This window comes from Serratia sp. 3ACOL1 (genome assembly GCF_003668775.1).
GTDB lineage: Bacteria > Pseudomonadota > Gammaproteobacteria > Enterobacterales > Enterobacteriaceae > Chania > Chania fonticola.
On the sequence record NZ_CP033055.1, the window covers coordinates 5,816,120 to 5,833,449 of the forward strand.

Below are 17,330 nucleotides of genomic sequence, written 5' to 3' on the forward strand. Positions count from 1 at the left end.
GTACGGAAAACGAGCTCCGTATCGGGCGCATATTGCAAGACAACCTCTGTATCGTGGCCCTATTCGTCGGGCCGAACTTACCCTTAGGAAGGAGTTGTAACATGACAGCAAATTACAAGCGTCTCGATAAAGACCAGGCCGCCGTGCTGCTGGTGGATCATCAGGCTGGGCTGCTATCACTGGTACGCGATATCGATCCCGATCGTTTCAAGAACAACGTATTGGCTCTGGGTGACCTGGCAAAATACTTCAATCTGCCGACCATCCTGACCACCAGTTTTGAAACTGGCCCCAATGGTCCTTTGGTGCCCGAGTTAAAGGCCCAGTTCCCAGATGCGCCTTATATCGCACGCCCTGGTCAGATTAACGCCTGGGACAATGAAGACTTCGTTAATGCGGTTAAAGCCACTGGCCGCAAACAGTTGATTATTGCTGGCGTAGTAACGGAGGTCTGCGTGGCGTTCCCGGCATTGTCGGCACTGGCTGAAGGTTTTGAGGTCTTTGTGGTGACCGATGCCTCCGGTACCTTTAACGAATTGACGCGGCAATCCGCATGGAGCCGCATGGAAGCTGAAGGGGCGCAGTTAATGACCTGGTTCGGCGTGGCTTGCGAATTGCACCGTGACTGGCGTAATGATATCGAAGGCTTGGGGACGCTGTTTGCCAACCATATTCCAGACTATCGTAACCTGATGACCAGCTACAGTGCGCTGACCTCAGGCAAGTAATCGGTGTGGCGCAGCTATCAGGCTGCGCCCTGTTCCAATAAAACGTCTCCCCAAATCTCATCCCCCTCTCTTTGCTCAACGGGCAACGTATTGAAATTTACGCTTCTTTACTGAGAAACCGATTGAAAATTCAGCGGTATTTCCCCATATAATGGAGTGTTAATTTCACAAGGAGCGCGTATGGGAATCAGTGAAGAAGAAGCACTCCGCCGGTTGAGTCTAGAAAAAAATGCCGTCGGCAATTCGGCGAAATGGGTGGCAATTGTTTCAGCCGCTTACTTTGCTCTGATGGCGTTTTATGGTCATCCCACCGGCGTATTGGCCATGTCCGGCGCCATTTTTATCGTTTCAACCACCACCTGGCTGAAGAAACGCCAGAAAGTCAAAGCCTACCGCCAGGTTCTGGCGAAGATCGGCACAGACGAAACGGTCTGATGCCGTTTGCCAGGCGCAATAATTTTTTAGCGGGCTAGCATAACGGCATTAACATAACCAACTTCAACCCGCTGTGCTCCGCCGGGTAGAACGTCACCTGCTGAAAATGCCGCTCCCCTTGCTGTGGGTGGCTGAAGGTACGTTCACCGCCTTCACGGGCCATCACGTCCTGCTGCTTCCACCAATGGTGAAAAGCTTCGCTGTTGTGGGTCATATTGCGCACAAAGGCGCGTATCTCTTCCGTTCCCTGATGATGGCTGGTTTCGGCACGAAACTCGGCCACCACTCGTCGAGCCCGATTTTCCCAGTCGCTGACCAGCACCTTCGCCTGAGGGTGAAAAAACATGAAGCGCAGCAGGTTGGGGGTTTTTGCCTGCTTAAGCCAATCGCAGAACAACTCCTCCGCCTGTGGGTTCCAGGCCATCATATTCCAGGTGAGATCCAGCAGATAACAGGGCACGGTCATTTGATGCACGCTTTGCAGCACGGCGGCATTAACCGTTTCCTGCGGCTGTTCTTTTTCAGGATCGGTGATATGTGCCAAGGTGAACAGGTAGTGCCGCTCGGCATGGCCCAGCCGTAACGCCGTGGCGATGCGTGCCAGCGTATAGGGGGAAATCGACACCTCGCGCCCCTGTTCTATCCAGGTATACCAGGTGGCACTGATGCCGCTGATTTGTGCCAGTTCTTCACGGCGCAAACCGCTGGTGCGGCGGCGTGTAGCGGTGGGCAGGCCCAGCATTTCTGGCGTGATCCGCTCGCGGTGCGCACGCAAAAAGGCACCTAGGGCTTTCTGGCTGGATATTGCGTCTGATTCCATTAGGGTGGTACCTGTTTATACTAGGATAACTGCTCATATTGTACCCGTATAGCTGCTTGATTATAGTCATTACCAGCCATCTCGGCACCGGCGTAAGCCAGATAATAATGGGAGCAGCTATGAGCATCAGCAACAGCCATAAAAATGCGGTCGACCGCCAGTTTGGCGAACAGGCCAATGCCTACCTGACCAGTGCGGTACACGCGCAAGGGAAAGACCTGCAACGCCTGGCCAAGCTGTTGGCAGGCAGTACCGATTCCCGCTTGCTCGATCTGGGGTGTGGGGCAGGACACGCCAGCTTTACCGCTGCGGCCCATGTTGGGCAGGTGGTGGCGTACGATCTGTCGGCGCAGATGCTGACGGTGGTCGGCAACGCGGCGCAGGAAAAGGGATTGGAGAATATTCAGCTGCAGCAGGGCGTAGCAGAGTCGTTACCCTTTGATGATGCCAGCTTTGACGTGGTGATCAGCCGCTACTCGGCACACCATTGGCACGATGTCGGTCGGGCACTGCGTGAAGTTAAACGGGTATTGAAACCAGGCGGGCGAGCCATCTTTATGGATGTGGTTTCCCCGGGGCATCCGTTATTGGATATCTATCTGCAAACGGTCGAAGTGCTGCGGGATACTTCGCACGTGCGTAACTATGCACCGGGTGAGTGGCTGAGCATGTTGACCGAGTCAGGGTTATTGGTGCGGGAAGTCACGGCCGATCGTTTGGATCTGGAGTTCAGCAGTTGGGTGGCGCGGATGCGGACGCCTGAGCATTTTGTCACGGCGATCCGTGCGTTACAGCAGGGGGTAGCAGAAGATGTTAGCCAACACTTTGCGATTCAGGCCGACGGCTCATTTACCAGTGACATCATGATGTTCGAAGCGGTGAAAGGTTAATATTTCAGGGCAGCCGTTGCGGGCTGCCCTGAAAATCGATGCTTACTTCTTGTCTTCTAACAGGCAACGGTAGATCAAACCACCGATAACACCGCCGATCAGCGGTACCAGCCAGAATACCCACAGCTGTTGCAACGCCCAGGTACCCTGGAAGATTGCCACGGCGGTACTACGTGCCGGGTTAACTGAGGTATTGGTAACAGGAATACTGATCAGGTGGATCAGCGTCAACGCCAGGCCGATAGCCAAAGGCGCAAAGCCTGCCGGTGCGCGTTTATCGGTCGCACCATGGATAACGATCAGGAAGAATGCAGTCAATACTAATTCAATAACGATGGCGGCCTGCAAAGAATAGCCACCCGGTGAATGCTCACCGTAGCCGTTAGACGCAAAACCGCTGGCAGTTGCATCAAAGCCGGTTTTACCGCTGGCAACTAAATAAAGTACCGCGGCGGCAGCAATACCACCAATCACCTGGGCAACCACATAGGGAATAACATCTTTGGCAGGGAAACGGCCGCCTGCAAATAATCCCATAGTGACCGCTGGGTTAAAGTGCCCACCAGAAATATGGCCGACAGCATAGGCCATGGTTACCACGGTAAGGCCGAACGCTAAAGCCACACCAGCAAAACCAATACCTAATTGAGGAAACGCTGCGGCCAGCACTGCGCTACCGCAACCACCGAACACCAACCAAAAAGTACCGAAAAATTCGGCAAAAAGTCGCTTTGACATAGACTCCATCCTGCTGGGGAAAAAACTAACGGGTGTTAGCACTAAAACTATAGAGCACCTTTTTAATATTGTAGTGGTCTAAAGCATAAATTTTCGCGCACACCTTCGATGACGGCCGGTATTAAAGCCCTATCTTTTTATTTTGTCTATGTGAAAGCGAGTATTTTAAGAAATTATCCTCCTTTTGCTGTTTTTTTATCTTTGCGGTAGGTAATTTTCTTATTTCCTATAGGATTAATCATCTGTTTTATTTGTCTCGTGGGGTAATTCTTATTTTTCAATTTGTTTTTATCACTCAATAATGATGGGATGATTGTTTATTTCTATTTGTTATCCGCTGAATTAGACTCAGCTGTCATGAAAATGTCACCGTTGGTGGTTAGGCTCTCAGGCTGTTACTTTCCCTTACAAAGAGTTAATGCTATGAGAATCAAACCGCTTGGCGTGTTGTTGGCCTCTGTATTACCGCTGTTGTCCCATGCTGCCGATATTGGCGTTGCTCGTTACAACGTCAGCTTTCCTGATGGCGATCGCGTGGGCTATTCCGGCGCTTTTGCCAGCCAGTTTCCCAATGGGCTGCCGGTAGGGATTGGTTCCGGGCTGGTATTTAATGGCCAGGAAGGGGGGAATCTGCTGCTGACCACCGTGACCGATCGTGGCCCGAACGCCGATGCGCCAGCAGTCGGCAAACAGGAGGCCAAGATTTTTGCCAACCCGGCTTTTGTTCCCCTATTGATGGAAATCCGTATTGGTGGCGGTAAGGCTATAGCCACCCAAGCCCGTCCTCTGCACGATGATAAAGGCCCTATTAGCGGCTTGCCTCTGCCTGGCAACCTGATTGGCTCAACTAATGAAGTGGCATTGACGGATACGCTCAAGCCGCTGCCGAGTGACAAACGCGGGTTGGATACCGAAGGGATCACGCCAGACGGCAAAGGAGGCTATTGGCTGTGTGACGAATATGGCCCCTTCCTGATCCATATCGATGGCCAGGGTAAAATTCTGGCGAAATATGGCCCGACGCCGTTAGCGGGGGAGCAGGCGGTTGCCAGCGGCCTGCCAAACATCATTAAATGGCGTCAACCGAACCGGGGTTTTGAAGGCGTAACCCGTTTGCCGGATGGACGGATCCTGGCCGCGGTGCAGAGCACGCTGGATATCGATAGCAAGAGCAAAAACCAGGCGCAGTTTACCCGTTTGGTCAGCTTTGACCCTGCCAGTGGCAAAACGGCCATGTATGGTTATCCGATCGATATCACCCGTTACCAGAAAGCCAAAGATGCCAAGATTGGCGATATCGTGGCGGTCGATAATCAACACATCCTGCTGATTGAACAGGGTGGTGACAAAGACAAACAGATGATGAACAAGATCTATCTGGTTGATCTCAGCCAGGCCAGCGATCTGACATCGTTCGACGGCCAGGGCAAAGCGCTGGAATTTGCTGATGCCAGCGAACTGGCCAAGCGAGGGGTGAAGCTGGCCCAGAAACGTGAAGTGGCCGATCTGCGTAAACTGGGTTGGCAGCAGGAGAAGGTAGAAGGATTGGCGCTGATCGACAACCGCACACTGGCGGTGATTAACGACAACGATTTTGGTTTGCAGGCCAAGCTGGTCAACGCCGAGCCTGAAGGGAAGAAGATTGGCAACTATCAGCTGGATCAGCAAGGGAAGCTAAGTTTGGCAGGTAAACCGGTAAACACGACGATTGAATTGCGGCCATTGGAACAGCCAGAGTCCTTGAGCGAACTGTGGGTGTTAACCCTGCCAGAGCCCTTGCGCTGAACGGACGCAGCAAGTCGATAGAGGAATGTCTGCCGGATAATTGGGCCAGGTTTGGCCCAATTATCCGTTGAGCGGGGGGAGTGAGAAGGAAAATTGCTTTAAAATAAACCGGGTTACCTCAGTTGACTAAATATAATTACTCATTTTTTCAAATAGAGCGTAAAATTTGCGCTATAAATAAAGTTATGCGCTATCAGGAAATACCCACTCTTACTTTCTCCTTATTTTGCTCACAATGATTGAGCTTCTTTACATTGGATGACGTCTGTTTTCAATGGTTAACGCATAATTAACCTCACTGAGAACGAGTTCAAATGAAAATAACGGAGTCAATCATGAAACTATTACCATGCATCGCAGCAGCACTGATCGCCACCGCTTCATTCTCCACCCTGGCCGCAACCATGGGCGCCAAACAGGTTGATAACGCTCAAGCCAGCAGCATGCAGAGCATCGGCGTGGTGTCAGTTTCCGGTATCAGCGGTTCACCGGATGACGCTATCCATGCGTTGAAACAAAAAGCGACTGAAGACGGCGCAACACACTATCGAATCATTGGCCTGGATAATCCAGGGGATTCCAGCGCTTGGCGCGGTACTGCAGAAGTTTATCGTTAATTAATTCACGATAAATAGTTAAGTGGCCAATTCGGTTGGCCAATATAAATTACCCTATGAATTTCAAGCTGCAGCTAGGCGACAAACTTACTCATCCCCAGGAGCTTACGTTTAGTAAGTGACTGGGGTGTGTAAGTGCAGGTAACAACGCTGCAGCTTGAAAGGCGACGGGTATAGACGGCTGCGGATAATAATCTGTCTAATACTTTGTTGGTTGATTATTATCGCAGCCTTTTGGGTTTTTATTTTATGATGCCCAGTTGCATTTTATTAACGATCACAGCCGCTTTTCCATCACCACCACTTCGTCGCCATATTGCTGGCGGCGTTCAATAGTCTGCCAGCCCCAACCGGCGTACAACGCCTCGCTGTGATCGGTGATCAGATGCAGAACGGGATGGTTGCGTTGTTGGGCCGCGTTGACGATCGCCTGCTCCAGGCGCTGGGCAATACCCTGCCGCCGATGATCCGGGTGTACAAAGACACCGGCCAACCAGGGGGAGAGATCCATGCGATGATGGTCGTCACTTGGCCACAGGCTGGCCATCCCCAGTGGGCGCTCGCCATCAATCAGCAGTAGCGTCAGGAAATCCTCGCTGGGTTTGCTGCACAAAGCAAAGCGTTGGCGGGTACGTTCTAACGTGCCGCCGCGTTGTGAGCCCCATTGGCCGAATGCCCAAGCGGCACAGACGTCGGCAAAGTGTGGGTAGTCTGTCAGCGTAACAATCTGTTGAGCCATATTTATCCCCCGGTGTTGTGATACCAATTTAGCCTGCAAGGCCGCAGCGTGGCGACTGCTTTTGGTTTTTTTATCTGCTGATGTCGTTCTTGGAAAAGGAAGCCGTATCTTCGCTGTTGATTGAATATTTAAATGAGAGTAATTATCATATAGCACTTTATGGCGCTATTGGTGATTTCTGCCTGCGACAAAATCTGTTTAAATAGCCGGCCGCTAACCAGGAGCCAGACATGAGCCTGAAGCTACGCTTGGCACAACCGCAGGATATCCCGCAGTTGGTCGCGGTTGAACGTTCCGCCGCTCAGCTGTTTCGCCAGCAGCCAGAGTTACAGTTTATTGCCGAAGGCGAGGTGATGAGCCCGCAGCAGCACGTCGATTTTATCGAACAGCAGCAGGAGTGGGTGATGGCTAGCCCAACTGAGCAGATCGCCGGTTTTATCGCGGTGCAGCCATTTCCGCACAGCTGGCATATCGCCGAGCTTTCGGTTGCGGCCGATTGGCAGCGGCAAGGCGTGGGCAAGCGCCTGATCGAAGAGATTGCCGGTCTCGCCTTGCGCCAAGGCATCCAACGGTTAACGCTAACGACTTTCGTGCAAGTGGCATGGAATGCACCTTATTACCAGCGCCTGGGCTTTCGCACCCTTCCTGTCGCGCGGCTGGATGCGTATCTACAGCATCTTCTGGCGCAGGAGGTAGAGCACGGGTTTGCTGCCAATAGCCGCTGTGCTATGGAATTTACACTATCGTAAAGATTGAAATACAGATTCAGGGCGGTATGATGAAGTTACAACGCCAACGCTCGATCGACCTGCGGGCAGCTTCGCAGGCAATCTAATGCATTCAGTCACCGCAAAAGGGACAACCCGTAATGACACAAGCCATTTTTATGGTAGGAGCTCGTGGAGCAGGTAAAACCACGGTCGGCAGTGCATTGGCGCAGGCGCTGGGCTATCGGTTTATCGATACCGATCTGTTTATGCAGCAAACCACGCAAATGAGCGTAGCGGACATGGTTGCACAGGTGGGTTGGCAGGGTTTTCGCCAGCGCGAAACCCAGACCCTGCAAGCGGTAACCCAACCGTCAACCATAGTTGCCACCGGCGGCGGGGCGATCCTGGCCGAAGAGAACCGGCGTTTTATGCGTCAGCATGGCACGGTGATCTACCTGCGTGCCCCAGCCAGCGTACTGGCGCAACGGTTGGCAGAGTTTCCGGAAGAAGGGCAGCGCCCAACGCTCACTGGTCGCCCCATTACCGAAGAAATGATGGAAGTATTGGCGGTACGTGAGGCTCTCTATCAGGAGGCCGCACACCATGTCATGGATGGTACAGCTAATCCCCAGCAGGTAGTCGAGCAAATATTGGCTGTCTTGCAAGGCGAGGCGGTAAAGTAACTTTCTCTGGCCACATCTTGTGCCACGATATCACTGACCAATCCCAACCAACTCGCTATGTGCTGTAGGGGCGCCGCATGCTGCGCCCGCTTAGCCTTATGCCGCTAAGTAAAATAAAGCCCTGGCGTTATGCCAAATCGCTGACGGAAGGCGGCAATATAGGCGCTGACGTTATCATAGCCACATTCGTTGGCCACGTTAGCGACGGGCATACCGGCCGATAGCGCCTCCAACGAACGGATCACCCTGGCTTGTTGACGCCAGCGGGAAAAACTCATACCGGTTTCCTGCATAAAGCGTCGGCTAAGGGTGCGGGGGCTTAAACCCGCCCATGCAGCCCATTCACCTTGTTGGCGATCATTGGCGGGATCGTTCAATAAGCCATAGGCAATTTTCAGCAACCGGGCATCTTGCGGCAGCGGTAGTTGCAGCGGTTCGGCCTCCTCGCTTCGCATCTCATCAAGCAGAACCTCCACCAAACGTTGTTGCGCCATGTCGAGCGGCGCAGAAAACTGTGCAATGCGTTCAACCAGCGCCGAGCTTAAGGCGTTGGCGGCGGTCAGGCGTGGCGTTGCCGCCAGTGTGTTGCAGCAGGCCTCAGGTAAATAGAGGATCCAGCCGATCACCTTGCCGCAGGCCAGCGCCTGATGAGGGCAGTGGGGCGGAAGCCAGCCAAGGTTACCGGCGGTCATCGCCCACTGCTGCCCTGCGGTTTCCAACATCATCATCCCGTGGCTCAACAGATAAACCTGCCCCTGTTGATGCTGATGCCAAGGCGTCAGGTGTTTTTTAGCGTGCAACAAACGTTCGCTGTGCAGTTTCATCAGATTGGCCGATTAGCGTTATTGAATATCTTGATACGGTTATTATGCCATTACTGATTACCTTTATGCTCTTCGGACGCTATCACACCGGAGAAAACAGCATGACTCACCAAACTCTTGTCCTGTCAGCTTTACAGCAAATTGTAGCCAACCCCGAACACCAGCCCGAGCTGATTGCCAAGCTGTTCAGCCGCCACTATCGCCAGACGGTGGATGGCCAGACGCTAGATTACCCGCAGTTTATCCAGCATATGGCCTTGCTTAAACAGATCACCTGCAGCATGCAGCTTGAGATCCTCGCCATCGCCGCCGCCGGGGAAAATGTCTTCACCCATCATTGGGTGAATATTGAAAAACGTGATGGCAGCCAGAGCCAGATCAGGGTGTTGGCTCATTTCACCGTGCGTGATAGCCAGATCCAATCCTGTGTTGAATTGACGCAGCTGCTGGCCGGTGAACACCAGGATCGGGATTTGGGGTCGCGCCGATAACTGGCATTTTAGGGGGGTTGTCTATACTTAACCGCAGGTCATCACATTGGAGAGCACTATGCCGAGTAAACCTCCCTACCCGAGAACGGCGCGTATCAAGGCCGTAGATAAGGGCGAAGTGGGCAAGCAGGTTCGTTGGTATGAGCTACGGGCCGATCACCCCAAACCCGATACGCTGATCAGCGAGCACGAAACCGAGCGGGAAGCGTTAGATGCCAAGCGGCGTTACGAGGATGAAAACCTGGGCGAATAGCCTGCGGTGTCATAACAAGTGGCCGGTATAAACCGGCTTCATTTTTTCAACTGCGTTGTGCTATCCATGACCGGTCTTCCCCCGCATTTGGGTCCATCCTCATCATTCTGTTCGAGACTTCTCTCGCTATTGGTATCTTACGCAATCTTTTAATAGCGGCATCCGCCGCGCTGATGACTTGGTGAATATTGGTATCTTATGCTGATATTGACGCTGAAAGACGGACATATGCTAATCATCTCGGAAAATGACTTTGCGATCTGTGCAGTATTTTCAATATTAAAGCATCATTCGCTGTAATTTCGCCGTGTGATAAAAATAAACTGCTTGACGATAAGTGGTGTGGGTTTTAGGTTTCTAAATATCGATTGGGAACTGGGTTCCATATAGTGGAACAAGGCGAGCCATGACTACCTTGGAAAATGCTGCTGCGGTATTAAAACTATTTTCTCAACGGCAGATAACGCATGGCCAAGGGGGGATTTCTTTTACTGATGTCGTCGAAAGGTTGAGGTTGCCAAAAAGCACCGTTTCGCGTCTGCTACAAACGATGGAAAGCCAGGGGCTTTTAGAGCGGGATCCGCAAAGCCGTCAGTACCATATTGGCTATCTGCTGCTTGGGGTGGCCAGCCATTATCTTTCCACTCCGCTGGTGGAAAGTGCCACGGCGGCGATGATGCAGCTTAATCAGTTAACCTTCTGTACCGGCTATATATCGATGTTGGAGGGGCGGGAGAATTGGGTGATGCGTACGCTGCCTGGCCGCCATTTTTTGCAGGTGGTGACACCGGTGGGGGCCAGTTCGCCAGCGGCAGAAACCTCTGTGGGGCGCGCGATACTTGCGCGAGAAAGTGATGAGCAGGTGCGTGAGCGGTTTGCTGCTGGCTACCAGGTCGCTTCGGCAAACTCTCCAAAAACGCTGGAGGCGTTGCTGCAAAAGTTGGCAACCATCCGGCAGCAGGGCTGGTCATTGGCCCGTAACGAAACGCTGCCGGGTATCAGTTCATTGGCAACCTCGGTGATGAATAAGCACCGCAGTGAGACGGTGGGATTATGTCTTTCTTTCCCCTCACAAGCCGAGGATCAGCCTTATTCTCCCCAGGTGCTTGAGGCATTAATGACGGTTTCCCGACAACTGGCAGAAAAACTCGGTGATGACTATTGGCAAGAGATCAAATAGCTCACCGTAAACCGGCTTTATTAGCGCGCCAACACCAGGGCATGTCGCTGATTAGTTAATAGCAGAGGGAGTTATTCTGCCATTAATGTGGCCAAGGCAGGCACTAAATAATTTATTTCACCGCGTAGAGTTTAGAATAATGGAACTCTATCGGAAATCCGTGTCCGAAATATTATTTTTGCCATTTAGCAGGGATATTCACAGGGTGGATTTATGAAACCAGAGACAACGAGTAATCCATTGAAAGATATCGGTACGCTACTGGTGATGGTGCTGTTATCCATCGTCGGGGCGATAATTGGCGTACAGTTGATCACCACCTTGGGCGTGACGCCCAATACTTCGATTATCGGTGCGCTGATCGCCATGCTGCTGGCACGGATCCCGCTGCGCATGTTCCAACGCTATCGTTCGATACATACCCAGAATCTGGCCCAAACAGTAATCTCCTCAGCTACTTTCGGCGCGGCCAATAGCCTGCTGATGCCGATTGCCGTGCCTTATGTCATGGGGCAACCGCAATTGATCCTGCCGATGTTTTGCGGCGTAGCGGCGGCGATGCTGCTGGATGCTTACCTGCTGTACCGGATGTTTGACACTAAAGTGTTCCCGGCGGCAAATGCCTGGCCCCCAGGAGTCGCGGCGGCGGAGGCTATCAAGGCTGGTGACCGTGGTGGTAAACAGGCCTGGTTGCTGGTTGTCGGCGTTGTTGTGGGGATTGCAGGCTCCATGTTGAAGATCCCCATGGCGGCCTTCGGTACCGCATTTATTGGCAATATCTGGGCGCTGAGCATGTTCGGTGTTGGCCTGCTGCTGCGCGCTTATGGCCAGCCGCTGACCGGTGTCGATATCAATGCGCACTATATTCCGCACGGCGTGATGGTCGGTGCCGGGCTGGTGGCATTGATCCAGGTGGTACAGGTGATCCGCAACAAAAATCAAAGTTCGACATCGACCTATACCCAACCTGACAGCGAAGTACGCAAAGCCTTGGGTCTGGGGGCTGTCGGATATATCGTGATTGCCGGGATGCTGGCTTTGGGAGGCGGGTTATACAGCGAAATGTCGCTGACCATGCTGGTGCTGTTTGTCATCTATGCCGCGTTTGCTGCCTTTGTACATGAATTGATCGTCGGCATTGCGGCGATGCATTCCGGCTGGTTTCCGGCATTTGCAGTGGCGTTGATCACGCTGATCGTTGGGATCATGCTTGGTTTCCCTCCTCTGGCGCTGTGCATTCTCACCGGTTTTACCGCAGCGACCGGGCCGGCGTTTGCCGATATGGGGTTCGATCTGAAAGCCGGCTTTATCCTGCGGGGTTACGGTAAGGATTTACAGCAGGAACTGCTGGGGCGGCGTATTCAGCTGATTGCCGCCATGATTGCTTTTGTGATCGCTATTCCCGTGGTTTATCTCTCTTACACCAGCTATTTCCTGCAGGAGTTGATCCCACCGGTGGCTCGGGTATACGCCAAAACCATTGAGGCAGGAGCCCAGCCCGGTATTGCGTCCAGCCTGCTGATTTGGGCCATACCTGGCGCAATAGTGCAGTTTATTGGTGGGCCTAAACGCCAGCTCGGCGTGCTACTTGCGACAGGTTTGCTGATTAATAACGCCTTGGCAGGATGGGCGGTGCTTGCCGGTATCGCGCTGCGCATTCTGATCATCAAACGCTGGGGGGATAAAGGCCGCGCGCCGATGGAGATCATGGCTGCCGGGTTTATTGCCGGTGACGCGCTATACAACTTCTTCAACTCGATCTTTTCCAGCAAGGGAAAATAACGCCGTGCCTGCAACTGCGGGAGGCATAAACCTATCAGGCAACATTTGCGAGGGATTAACATGAGTTTGCAACAAACGCTGCAGGTCTTTGAGCTGATTGATAATGCCTATGTCAAAGGGCAGGACGTGGTCGATCTGTTTACCCATTACCCGTTGGTCAAGGCCAGCACTCATCGTGTCAGCGGTGAGAAGGGCACCACGGATTTTGTCCGCATCGAGATCCCTGGCAGTGCAGGCAAGCAATCCGGTGGTGATGCGCCAACGTTGGGCATTATTGGCCGCTTGGGTGGCATTGGAGCTCGCCCCACGCGCATAGGATTGGTATCAGACGGTGACGGGGCGATTGCGGCGATCGCCAGTGCGCTAAAGCTGGCAGAAATGCAGCGCAAAGGTGACGTTCTGCCTGGTGACGTGGTGATCACTACGCATATTTGCCCGAACGCACCCACTCGCCCACACGATCCGGTCGATTTTATGGATTCACCCATCGATGACGTCACGATGAATGATAACGAAGTGGTGCCGCAAGCCGATGCCATTTTGTCGATCGATACTACCAAGGGCAATCGTATTATCAACCACAAGGGCTATGCGTTGTCACCGACGGTGAAACAGGGCTACATCCTGCGGGTGTCGGAAGACCTTTTGCGTATCATGGAAATGACCAGTGGCCGCCCGGCAGTGACCTTCCCGATCACCATGCAGGACATTACGCCCTATGGTAATGACATTCATCACCTCAACAGTATCCTGCAACCCTCAACCGCTACGGCAGCGCCAGTAGTAGGTGTGGCAATCTGTACTGAGTCGGTAGTGCCGGGCTGTGGCACCGGTGCCAGCCATGAGGTGGATATCGCGCTGGCGGTGAAATTTGCCGTTGAAGTGGCCAAAGAGTTTGGGCGCGGTACCTGCAGCTTCTACGATCCTGCTGAATATGACCGTCTGCTGGCGCTTTATGGCAGCCTGAGCCATTTTCAACAACGGAAATAACCGTGATGTCTGCCAGATTGAATGAGCTATAGGACGTCGAGCGATGGCCATCGAACTCATTGTTTGATCCCGCTCATGTTTTGCAGTGCGTAACGATCGCATTTCGCATCAAAAACCAGTGACAGACCCAGATTCATCCCCCAATATGGAGATCCCTCAAAGATGATTACGCAGGTGCCAGTCTATGCTGAAAGTGAACGAGTATTTTGCCGGGAAAGTGAAGTCTATCGGTTACGATAGTAGCAGCATCGGTCGTACCAGCGTCGGGGTGATGGAAGAGGGTGAGTACACCTTCGGTACCGCACAGCCGGAAGAGATGACGGTGATCACCGGGGCATTGAAAGTGCTGTTACCGGGTGCACCGGATTGGCAGGTGTTTACGCCAGGCGAGAAGTTCTTTGTGCCTGCGCAGAGTGAATTCAACGTTCAGGTTGCCGATGCGACGGCCTACCTGTGTCGTTATCTGAGTAAGTAATCAGTGCAGTTTGGCCGGGGATGAAGATTTTCCCCGGCACTCCCCAGAGGGCGCAACTTGTTGCGCCCCTTCTGTTTTAGCGCTGTGCTTCGCCACCCAAGGCTTCGATGGTGTTGCTGATCAAGGCCGCCAGTTCGCTGGTCATCAGGATGAAGTCGGCATCGAAACGCTGGGCAAAATCCTCACGATCGATATCATCGTTCTGATCGCGCAGCGTATCGGCAAACTTCAGGCGCTTGAGTGAGCCGTCGTCGGCCAGCACCAGTTGGATGCGTTCCTGCCAATCTACCGCCAGCTTGGTCACCAGCTTGCCTGCCTCTATATGTACGGCAATCTCGTCGCTGATCAGGTTCTGCTTCTTACAGCGGATCACCCCGCCTTCTTCCAGAATGGCCTTCAGTTCGGCCTCATCCTGAATGATAAAACCGGCTGGCAGTTCGCCGGAGCGGACCCATTCGGTCAGCGTCAGCTCGATCGGGCTTTCCATGGTCAAAGGTACCACCGGCAGAGAGCCCAGGCTTTTACGCAGCAGCGCCAGCATATCTTCGGCGCGCTTGGCGCTGGCGGCATCGACCATAATCAGATCGTTAACGGTATCGATCCACATATAGGTCTGGTTGAAGCGGCTGAAGGCGCGTGGCAGCAGGCTGTGCAGCACTTCATCTTTCAGGGAGTCTTTCTCGGTTTTTTTCAGCTTGCGGTGCTGTTCGCCTTCCAGCTTTTCGATCTTGGCCTGTAGCTCTTGTTTCAGTACCGGAGAGGGCAGGATCTTCTCTTCTTTACGGGCGCAAATCATGATCTGGCCGTTAACCGCGTGCGTCAGCGCGTCGCTGTGAGAACCCATCGGGGAAACCCAGCCGGTTTTCGCCATGTCCTGGCTGCCGCATGGGGTGAAGGCAAAGGCGCTGAGCTGTTTTTCCATTTCATCCGCAGTTAGCGCAACGTCGCGGCTCAAACGGTAAACCATCAAATTCTTAAACCACAGCATAATGTTATCCCAGGCTGGGCGTGCATTTGGCACGCAGATTCATCAAAAGCAGGGCGGCATAATAACGAATTGACGCTGAAAAATCGCCTCATTCCCGCTGATTTGCGTCCGCTGCCGCGTTTCACACAGCCAGATAGGGGAATTGCCATTGGCGTCACATTCGGTGAGCGTGGCGTGAGCCGGGCTATGCGCTACACTGGGCGGCAAGTTTGTTGTCGTGCTGAATTGGGGAGAGAAATTGTGCGTATTGGTATCGATCTGGGTGGCACTAAAATTGAAGTGATTGCATTGGCTAACGATGGGGCAGAGCTGTTCCGTCATCGCATTGCCACCCCTCGTCATGATTATCAGCTGACGCTAGAAGCTATCTGCGGGCTGGTGACGCTGGCGGAGGAAAAAACCGGCCAGCAAGGCTCGGTGGGCGTAGGGATCCCCGGGACGCTGTCGCCCTTTACCGGCCTGGTAAAAAATGCCAACTCCACCTGGCTGAATGGTCAGCCGATGGATAAAGATCTTTCTGCCATGCTGCAACGCGAAGTGCGGCTAGCCAACGATGCCAACTGCCTAGCGGTATCGGAAGCCACCGATGGAGCCGCTGCTGGGAAAAAAACCGTGTTTGCGGTGATCATTGGCACCGGTTGTGGGGCTGGAGTTGCGATAAACGGCCAGGTGCATGCCGGGGGCAACGGCATTTCCGGCGAGTGGGGCCACAATCCGTTGCCGTGGCTGGATGAAGACGAACTGCGTTTTCGCGCCGAGGTGCCCTGTTACTGTGGGAAGCCTGGCTGTATTGAAACCTTTATCTCCGGGACCGGTTTCGCTACCGACTATGCGCGGCTGAGTGGTCAGGCGCTAAAAGGTCACGAAATTATGGCGCTTGCTGCACAACAGGATGCGGTGGCAGAGTTAGCTGTTAAGCGTTACGAAATGCGGCTGGCGAAGTCTCTGGCTCACGTGATCAATCTGTTTGATCCCGATGTGATCGTCCTGGGCGGCGGCATGAGCAACGTGGAGCGGCTGTATCAAACGGTGCCGTCACTGGTGAAACCTTGGGTATTTGGCGGCGAGTGCGAAACTCCTATCCGCAAAGCAATACATGGTGATTCCAGCGGTGTGCGCGGCGCCGCCTGGTTATGGCCTCAGGTGTAACCAACCTTCGTAGGGGCGCAGCATGCTGCGCCCGTTGCGAGCCCTCGTCTCACTCCTTAGGTGTGTAATCCTTTTCACTTTCGCTGCGTACCCGCTCGATATGGATGGTCAGAAACAGCATCTCTTCGCTGGTCAACTGGTGCTGGTAGCTCTTCTCGATGTGTTGGTTGATCTTGCCGGCACAGGCGAATGACTCGCGGTATTTCTCCTTCACTACCTGATACAGCGAATCGTCCTCGCTGTTGACGTAATTCTTGCCTAGCAGGCGCTGGGCAAAGAATTTCAGGTGGGTGACAAAACGATGGTAGCTGAGGGTTTCCTCGTTGTAGTCAAAACGGAAATGGTATTTGACGATATTGAGGATCTCCTGCATCACACGGGTGATATGCAGGGTGTTGTGCATTTCGTCATTGAGCTGCGCGTTGACCAGGTGCAAGGCGATAAAGCCAGCCTCGTCTTCCGGCAACGTAGTTTCCAGACGCTGGGCGATGATGGTCAGCGCCTCAAGCCCAATGGCAAACTCGTTTGGATAGAGTTTCTTGATCTCCCATAGCAGTGCGTTCTTGATATCCAGCCCCTGCGCATGGCGTTGCAGCGCAAAATGGATATGGTCGGTCAGCGTGATGTAGACAATGTTATGCAGTTTCCCCGGCAGCCGCTCGCGGGCTAGGGTGATGATCTTGTCTGCGGTGGTCACACACGCCAGCGGGATCTCCGCCAGCAGTTCTTTGTAGCGTTCGCTCATTTCACCACTGTTGAGGGTGAACACCTTTTCAATCAGGCTTTCATCCACACTTTCCCCGGCTTTCTTTTGAAAGCCAATGCCACGCCCCATAACCACCGTTTCTTCCTGATGGTCATTCAGCGTAATCACTACGTTATTATTGAGTATTTTAGCGATTTTCATGGCTATTCCCGGCCCGCTGAAAACGAAAAAACCCGACGTCCGGGAGCGATCCCGAAGGTCAGGTTTTGCCTGTATGCACAGTGACAATCCTGTAATAATTATCATGATAACCGTTGTCGGCTCTGGCTCAATGCTTTTCAGCTGGT

20 protein-coding genes are annotated in these 17,330 nt (G+C 53.2%); 14 read left to right on the forward strand and 6 right to left on the reverse strand.

Annotation, left to right across the window (positions count from 1 at the left end; translation table 11 throughout):
* Nucleotides 1–101: 101 nt before the first annotated feature.
* Nucleotides 102–728, forward strand: coding sequence for an isochorismate family cysteine hydrolase YcaC (gene ycaC, locus D9980_RS26340; RefSeq protein WP_121608897.1), 627 nt, complete (start codon nucleotides 102–104; stop codon nucleotides 726–728).
* A 180-nt stretch (nucleotides 729–908) separates the two neighbouring features.
* A complete protein-coding gene (locus D9980_RS26345; RefSeq protein ID WP_024483889.1) occupies nucleotides 909–1,163 on the forward strand; it encodes a hypothetical protein in 255 nt (84 codons plus the stop codon).
* 34 nt (nucleotides 1,164–1,197) lie between these two features.
* Here D9980_RS26345 and D9980_RS26350 read toward each other — a convergent pair whose 3' ends face one another.
* A complete protein-coding gene (locus tag D9980_RS26350) occupies nucleotides 1,198–1,983 on the reverse strand; it encodes a helix-turn-helix transcriptional regulator (RefSeq protein ID WP_121608898.1) in 786 nt (261 codons plus the stop codon).
* Between the two features lie 119 nt (nucleotides 1,984–2,102).
* Between D9980_RS26350 and D9980_RS26355 the strand changes: the two genes are divergently transcribed.
* Nucleotides 2,103–2,873 (forward strand): class I SAM-dependent methyltransferase, encoded by a 771-nt coding sequence (locus tag D9980_RS26355; RefSeq protein ID WP_121608899.1) that lies wholly within the window; start codon nucleotides 2,103–2,105, stop codon nucleotides 2,871–2,873.
* Nucleotides 2,874–2,915: 42 nt separating this feature from the next.
* On the opposite strand, the gene aqpZ is transcribed toward D9980_RS26355, so the two are convergent.
* Nucleotides 2,916–3,611, reverse strand: coding sequence for an aquaporin Z (aqpZ, locus tag D9980_RS26360; RefSeq protein ID WP_024483892.1), 696 nt, complete (start codon nucleotides 3,609–3,611; stop codon nucleotides 2,916–2,918).
* 423 nt (nucleotides 3,612–4,034) lie between these two features.
* Here aqpZ and D9980_RS26365 point away from each other — a divergent pair, with 423 nt between their 5' ends.
* Together D9980_RS26365 and D9980_RS26370 are read left to right on the forward strand one after the other, a co-directional pair.
* On the forward strand, nucleotides 4,035–5,396 hold the full coding sequence (locus D9980_RS26365; protein WP_121608900.1) for an esterase-like activity of phytase family protein: 1,362 nt from the start codon (nucleotides 4,035–4,037) through the stop codon (nucleotides 5,394–5,396).
* A 335-nt stretch (nucleotides 5,397–5,731) separates the two neighbouring features.
* Entirely contained in the window at nucleotides 5,732–6,013 is a 282-nt protein-coding gene (locus D9980_RS26370; protein WP_121608901.1) for a DUF1471 domain-containing protein, read from the forward strand.
* A 277-nt stretch (nucleotides 6,014–6,290) separates the two neighbouring features.
* Here D9980_RS26370 and D9980_RS26375 read toward each other — a convergent pair whose 3' ends face one another.
* The gene (locus D9980_RS26375) at nucleotides 6,291–6,752 is read right to left on the reverse strand and encodes a GNAT family N-acetyltransferase (RefSeq protein WP_121608902.1); all 462 of its coding nucleotides are present in this window, start codon (nucleotides 6,750–6,752) and stop codon (nucleotides 6,291–6,293) included.
* Nucleotides 6,753–6,982: 230 nt separating this feature from the next.
* Between D9980_RS26375 and D9980_RS26380 the strand changes: the two genes are divergently transcribed.
* Nucleotides 6,983–7,501: a GNAT family N-acetyltransferase gene (locus D9980_RS26380; RefSeq protein ID WP_121608903.1), complete on the forward strand. Its 519-nt coding sequence runs from the start codon at nucleotides 6,983–6,985 to the stop codon at nucleotides 7,499–7,501.
* A gap of 119 nt (nucleotides 7,502–7,620) precedes the next feature.
* The gene (aroL, locus tag D9980_RS26385; RefSeq protein WP_121608904.1) at nucleotides 7,621–8,145 is read left to right on the forward strand and encodes a shikimate kinase AroL; all 525 of its coding nucleotides are present in this window, start codon (nucleotides 7,621–7,623) and stop codon (nucleotides 8,143–8,145) included.
* A 104-nt stretch (nucleotides 8,146–8,249) separates the two neighbouring features.
* Here aroL and D9980_RS26390 read toward each other — a convergent pair whose 3' ends face one another.
* Nucleotides 8,250–8,972, reverse strand: coding sequence for a helix-turn-helix transcriptional regulator (locus D9980_RS26390; protein ID WP_024483898.1), 723 nt, complete (start codon nucleotides 8,970–8,972; stop codon nucleotides 8,250–8,252).
* Nucleotides 8,973–9,070: 98 nt separating this feature from the next.
* Between D9980_RS26390 and D9980_RS26395 the strand changes: the two genes are divergently transcribed.
* From D9980_RS26395 to ppnP, 6 genes are all read left to right on the forward strand, one after another.
* The gene (locus D9980_RS26395) at nucleotides 9,071–9,460 is read left to right on the forward strand and encodes a nuclear transport factor 2 family protein (protein ID WP_121609096.1); all 390 of its coding nucleotides are present in this window, start codon (nucleotides 9,071–9,073) and stop codon (nucleotides 9,458–9,460) included.
* Nucleotides 9,461–9,518: 58 nt separating this feature from the next.
* Nucleotides 9,519–9,713, forward strand: coding sequence for a YaiA family protein (locus tag D9980_RS26400; protein WP_024483900.1), 195 nt, complete (start codon nucleotides 9,519–9,521; stop codon nucleotides 9,711–9,713).
* A 406-nt stretch (nucleotides 9,714–10,119) separates the two neighbouring features.
* Nucleotides 10,120–10,893 (forward strand): IclR family transcriptional regulator, encoded by a 774-nt coding sequence (locus tag D9980_RS26405; protein ID WP_024483901.1) that lies wholly within the window; start codon nucleotides 10,120–10,122, stop codon nucleotides 10,891–10,893.
* Between the two features lie 213 nt (nucleotides 10,894–11,106).
* Entirely contained in the window at nucleotides 11,107–12,675 is a 1,569-nt protein-coding gene (locus tag D9980_RS26410; protein ID WP_121608905.1) for an OPT/YSL family transporter, read from the forward strand.
* A 60-nt stretch (nucleotides 12,676–12,735) separates the two neighbouring features.
* Nucleotides 12,736–13,665 (forward strand): DUF1177 domain-containing protein, encoded by a 930-nt coding sequence (locus D9980_RS26415; RefSeq protein WP_121608906.1) that lies wholly within the window; start codon nucleotides 12,736–12,738, stop codon nucleotides 13,663–13,665.
* A 184-nt stretch (nucleotides 13,666–13,849) separates the two neighbouring features.
* On the forward strand, nucleotides 13,850–14,140 hold the full coding sequence (gene ppnP, locus D9980_RS26420) for a pyrimidine/purine nucleoside phosphorylase (protein WP_021180225.1): 291 nt from the start codon (nucleotides 13,850–13,852) through the stop codon (nucleotides 14,138–14,140).
* Between the two features lie 76 nt (nucleotides 14,141–14,216).
* Here the strand turns inward: ppnP and rdgC are convergent, their stop codons facing one another.
* Nucleotides 14,217–15,128: a recombination-associated protein RdgC gene (gene rdgC / locus D9980_RS26425; RefSeq protein WP_021805520.1), complete on the reverse strand. Its 912-nt coding sequence runs from the start codon at nucleotides 15,126–15,128 to the stop codon at nucleotides 14,217–14,219.
* 240 nt (nucleotides 15,129–15,368) lie between these two features.
* On the opposite strand from rdgC, the gene mak reads away from it, so the two are divergent.
* Nucleotides 15,369–16,277: a fructokinase gene (gene mak, locus D9980_RS26430; RefSeq protein ID WP_046808085.1), complete on the forward strand. Its 909-nt coding sequence runs from the start codon at nucleotides 15,369–15,371 to the stop codon at nucleotides 16,275–16,277.
* Between the two features lie 49 nt (nucleotides 16,278–16,326).
* Here mak and licT read toward each other — a convergent pair whose 3' ends face one another.
* Nucleotides 16,327–17,184 carry a BglG family transcription antiterminator LicT gene (licT, locus tag D9980_RS26435; RefSeq protein WP_121608907.1) on the reverse strand — a complete coding sequence of 286 codons (858 nt, stop codon included), beginning with the start codon at nucleotides 17,182–17,184 and terminating at the stop codon, nucleotides 16,327–16,329.
* Nucleotides 17,185–17,330: the final 146 nt, after the last annotated feature.

Excerpts from the sequence above, each read along its gene's own strand:
- aroL (WP_121608904.1), top strand. The coding sequence starts at position 7,621 with ATGACACAAGCCATTTTTATGGTAGGAGCTCGTGGAGCAGGTAAAACC.
- D9980_RS26355 (WP_121608899.1), top strand. The coding sequence starts at position 2,103 with ATGAGCATCAGCAACAGCCATAAAAATGCGGTCGACCGCCAGTTTGGC.
- D9980_RS26370 (WP_121608901.1), top strand. The coding sequence starts at position 5,732 with ATGAAACTATTACCATGCATCGCAGCAGCACTGATCGCCACCGCTTCA.
- licT (WP_121608907.1), bottom strand. The coding sequence starts at position 17,184 with ATGAAAATCGCTAAAATACTCAATAATAACGTAGTGATTACGCTGAAT.
- D9980_RS26365 (WP_121608900.1), top strand. The coding sequence starts at position 4,035 with ATGAGAATCAAACCGCTTGGCGTGTTGTTGGCCTCTGTATTACCGCTG.
- aqpZ (WP_024483892.1), bottom strand. The coding sequence starts at position 3,611 with ATGTCAAAGCGACTTTTTGCCGAATTTTTCGGTACTTTTTGGTTGGTG.
- ppnP (WP_021180225.1), top strand. The coding sequence starts at position 13,850 with ATGCTGAAAGTGAACGAGTATTTTGCCGGGAAAGTGAAGTCTATCGGT.
- rdgC (WP_021805520.1), bottom strand. The coding sequence starts at position 15,128 with ATGCTGTGGTTTAAGAATTTGATGGTTTACCGTTTGAGCCGCGACGTT.
- D9980_RS26395 (WP_121609096.1), top strand. The coding sequence starts at position 9,071 with ATGACTCACCAAACTCTTGTCCTGTCAGCTTTACAGCAAATTGTAGCC.
- D9980_RS26380 (WP_121608903.1), top strand. The coding sequence starts at position 6,983 with ATGAGCCTGAAGCTACGCTTGGCACAACCGCAGGATATCCCGCAGTTG.
- ycaC (WP_121608897.1), top strand. The coding sequence starts at position 102 with ATGACAGCAAATTACAAGCGTCTCGATAAAGACCAGGCCGCCGTGCTG.
- D9980_RS26345 (WP_024483889.1), top strand. The coding sequence starts at position 909 with ATGGGAATCAGTGAAGAAGAAGCACTCCGCCGGTTGAGTCTAGAAAAA.
- D9980_RS26400 (WP_024483900.1), top strand. The coding sequence starts at position 9,519 with ATGCCGAGTAAACCTCCCTACCCGAGAACGGCGCGTATCAAGGCCGTA.
- D9980_RS26405 (WP_024483901.1), top strand. The coding sequence starts at position 10,120 with ATGACTACCTTGGAAAATGCTGCTGCGGTATTAAAACTATTTTCTCAA.
- D9980_RS26415 (WP_121608906.1), top strand. The coding sequence starts at position 12,736 with ATGAGTTTGCAACAAACGCTGCAGGTCTTTGAGCTGATTGATAATGCC.
- D9980_RS26350 (WP_121608898.1), bottom strand. The coding sequence starts at position 1,983 with ATGGAATCAGACGCAATATCCAGCCAGAAAGCCCTAGGTGCCTTTTTG.
- D9980_RS26410 (WP_121608905.1), top strand. The coding sequence starts at position 11,107 with ATGAAACCAGAGACAACGAGTAATCCATTGAAAGATATCGGTACGCTA.
- D9980_RS26375 (WP_121608902.1), bottom strand. The coding sequence starts at position 6,752 with ATGGCTCAACAGATTGTTACGCTGACAGACTACCCACACTTTGCCGAC.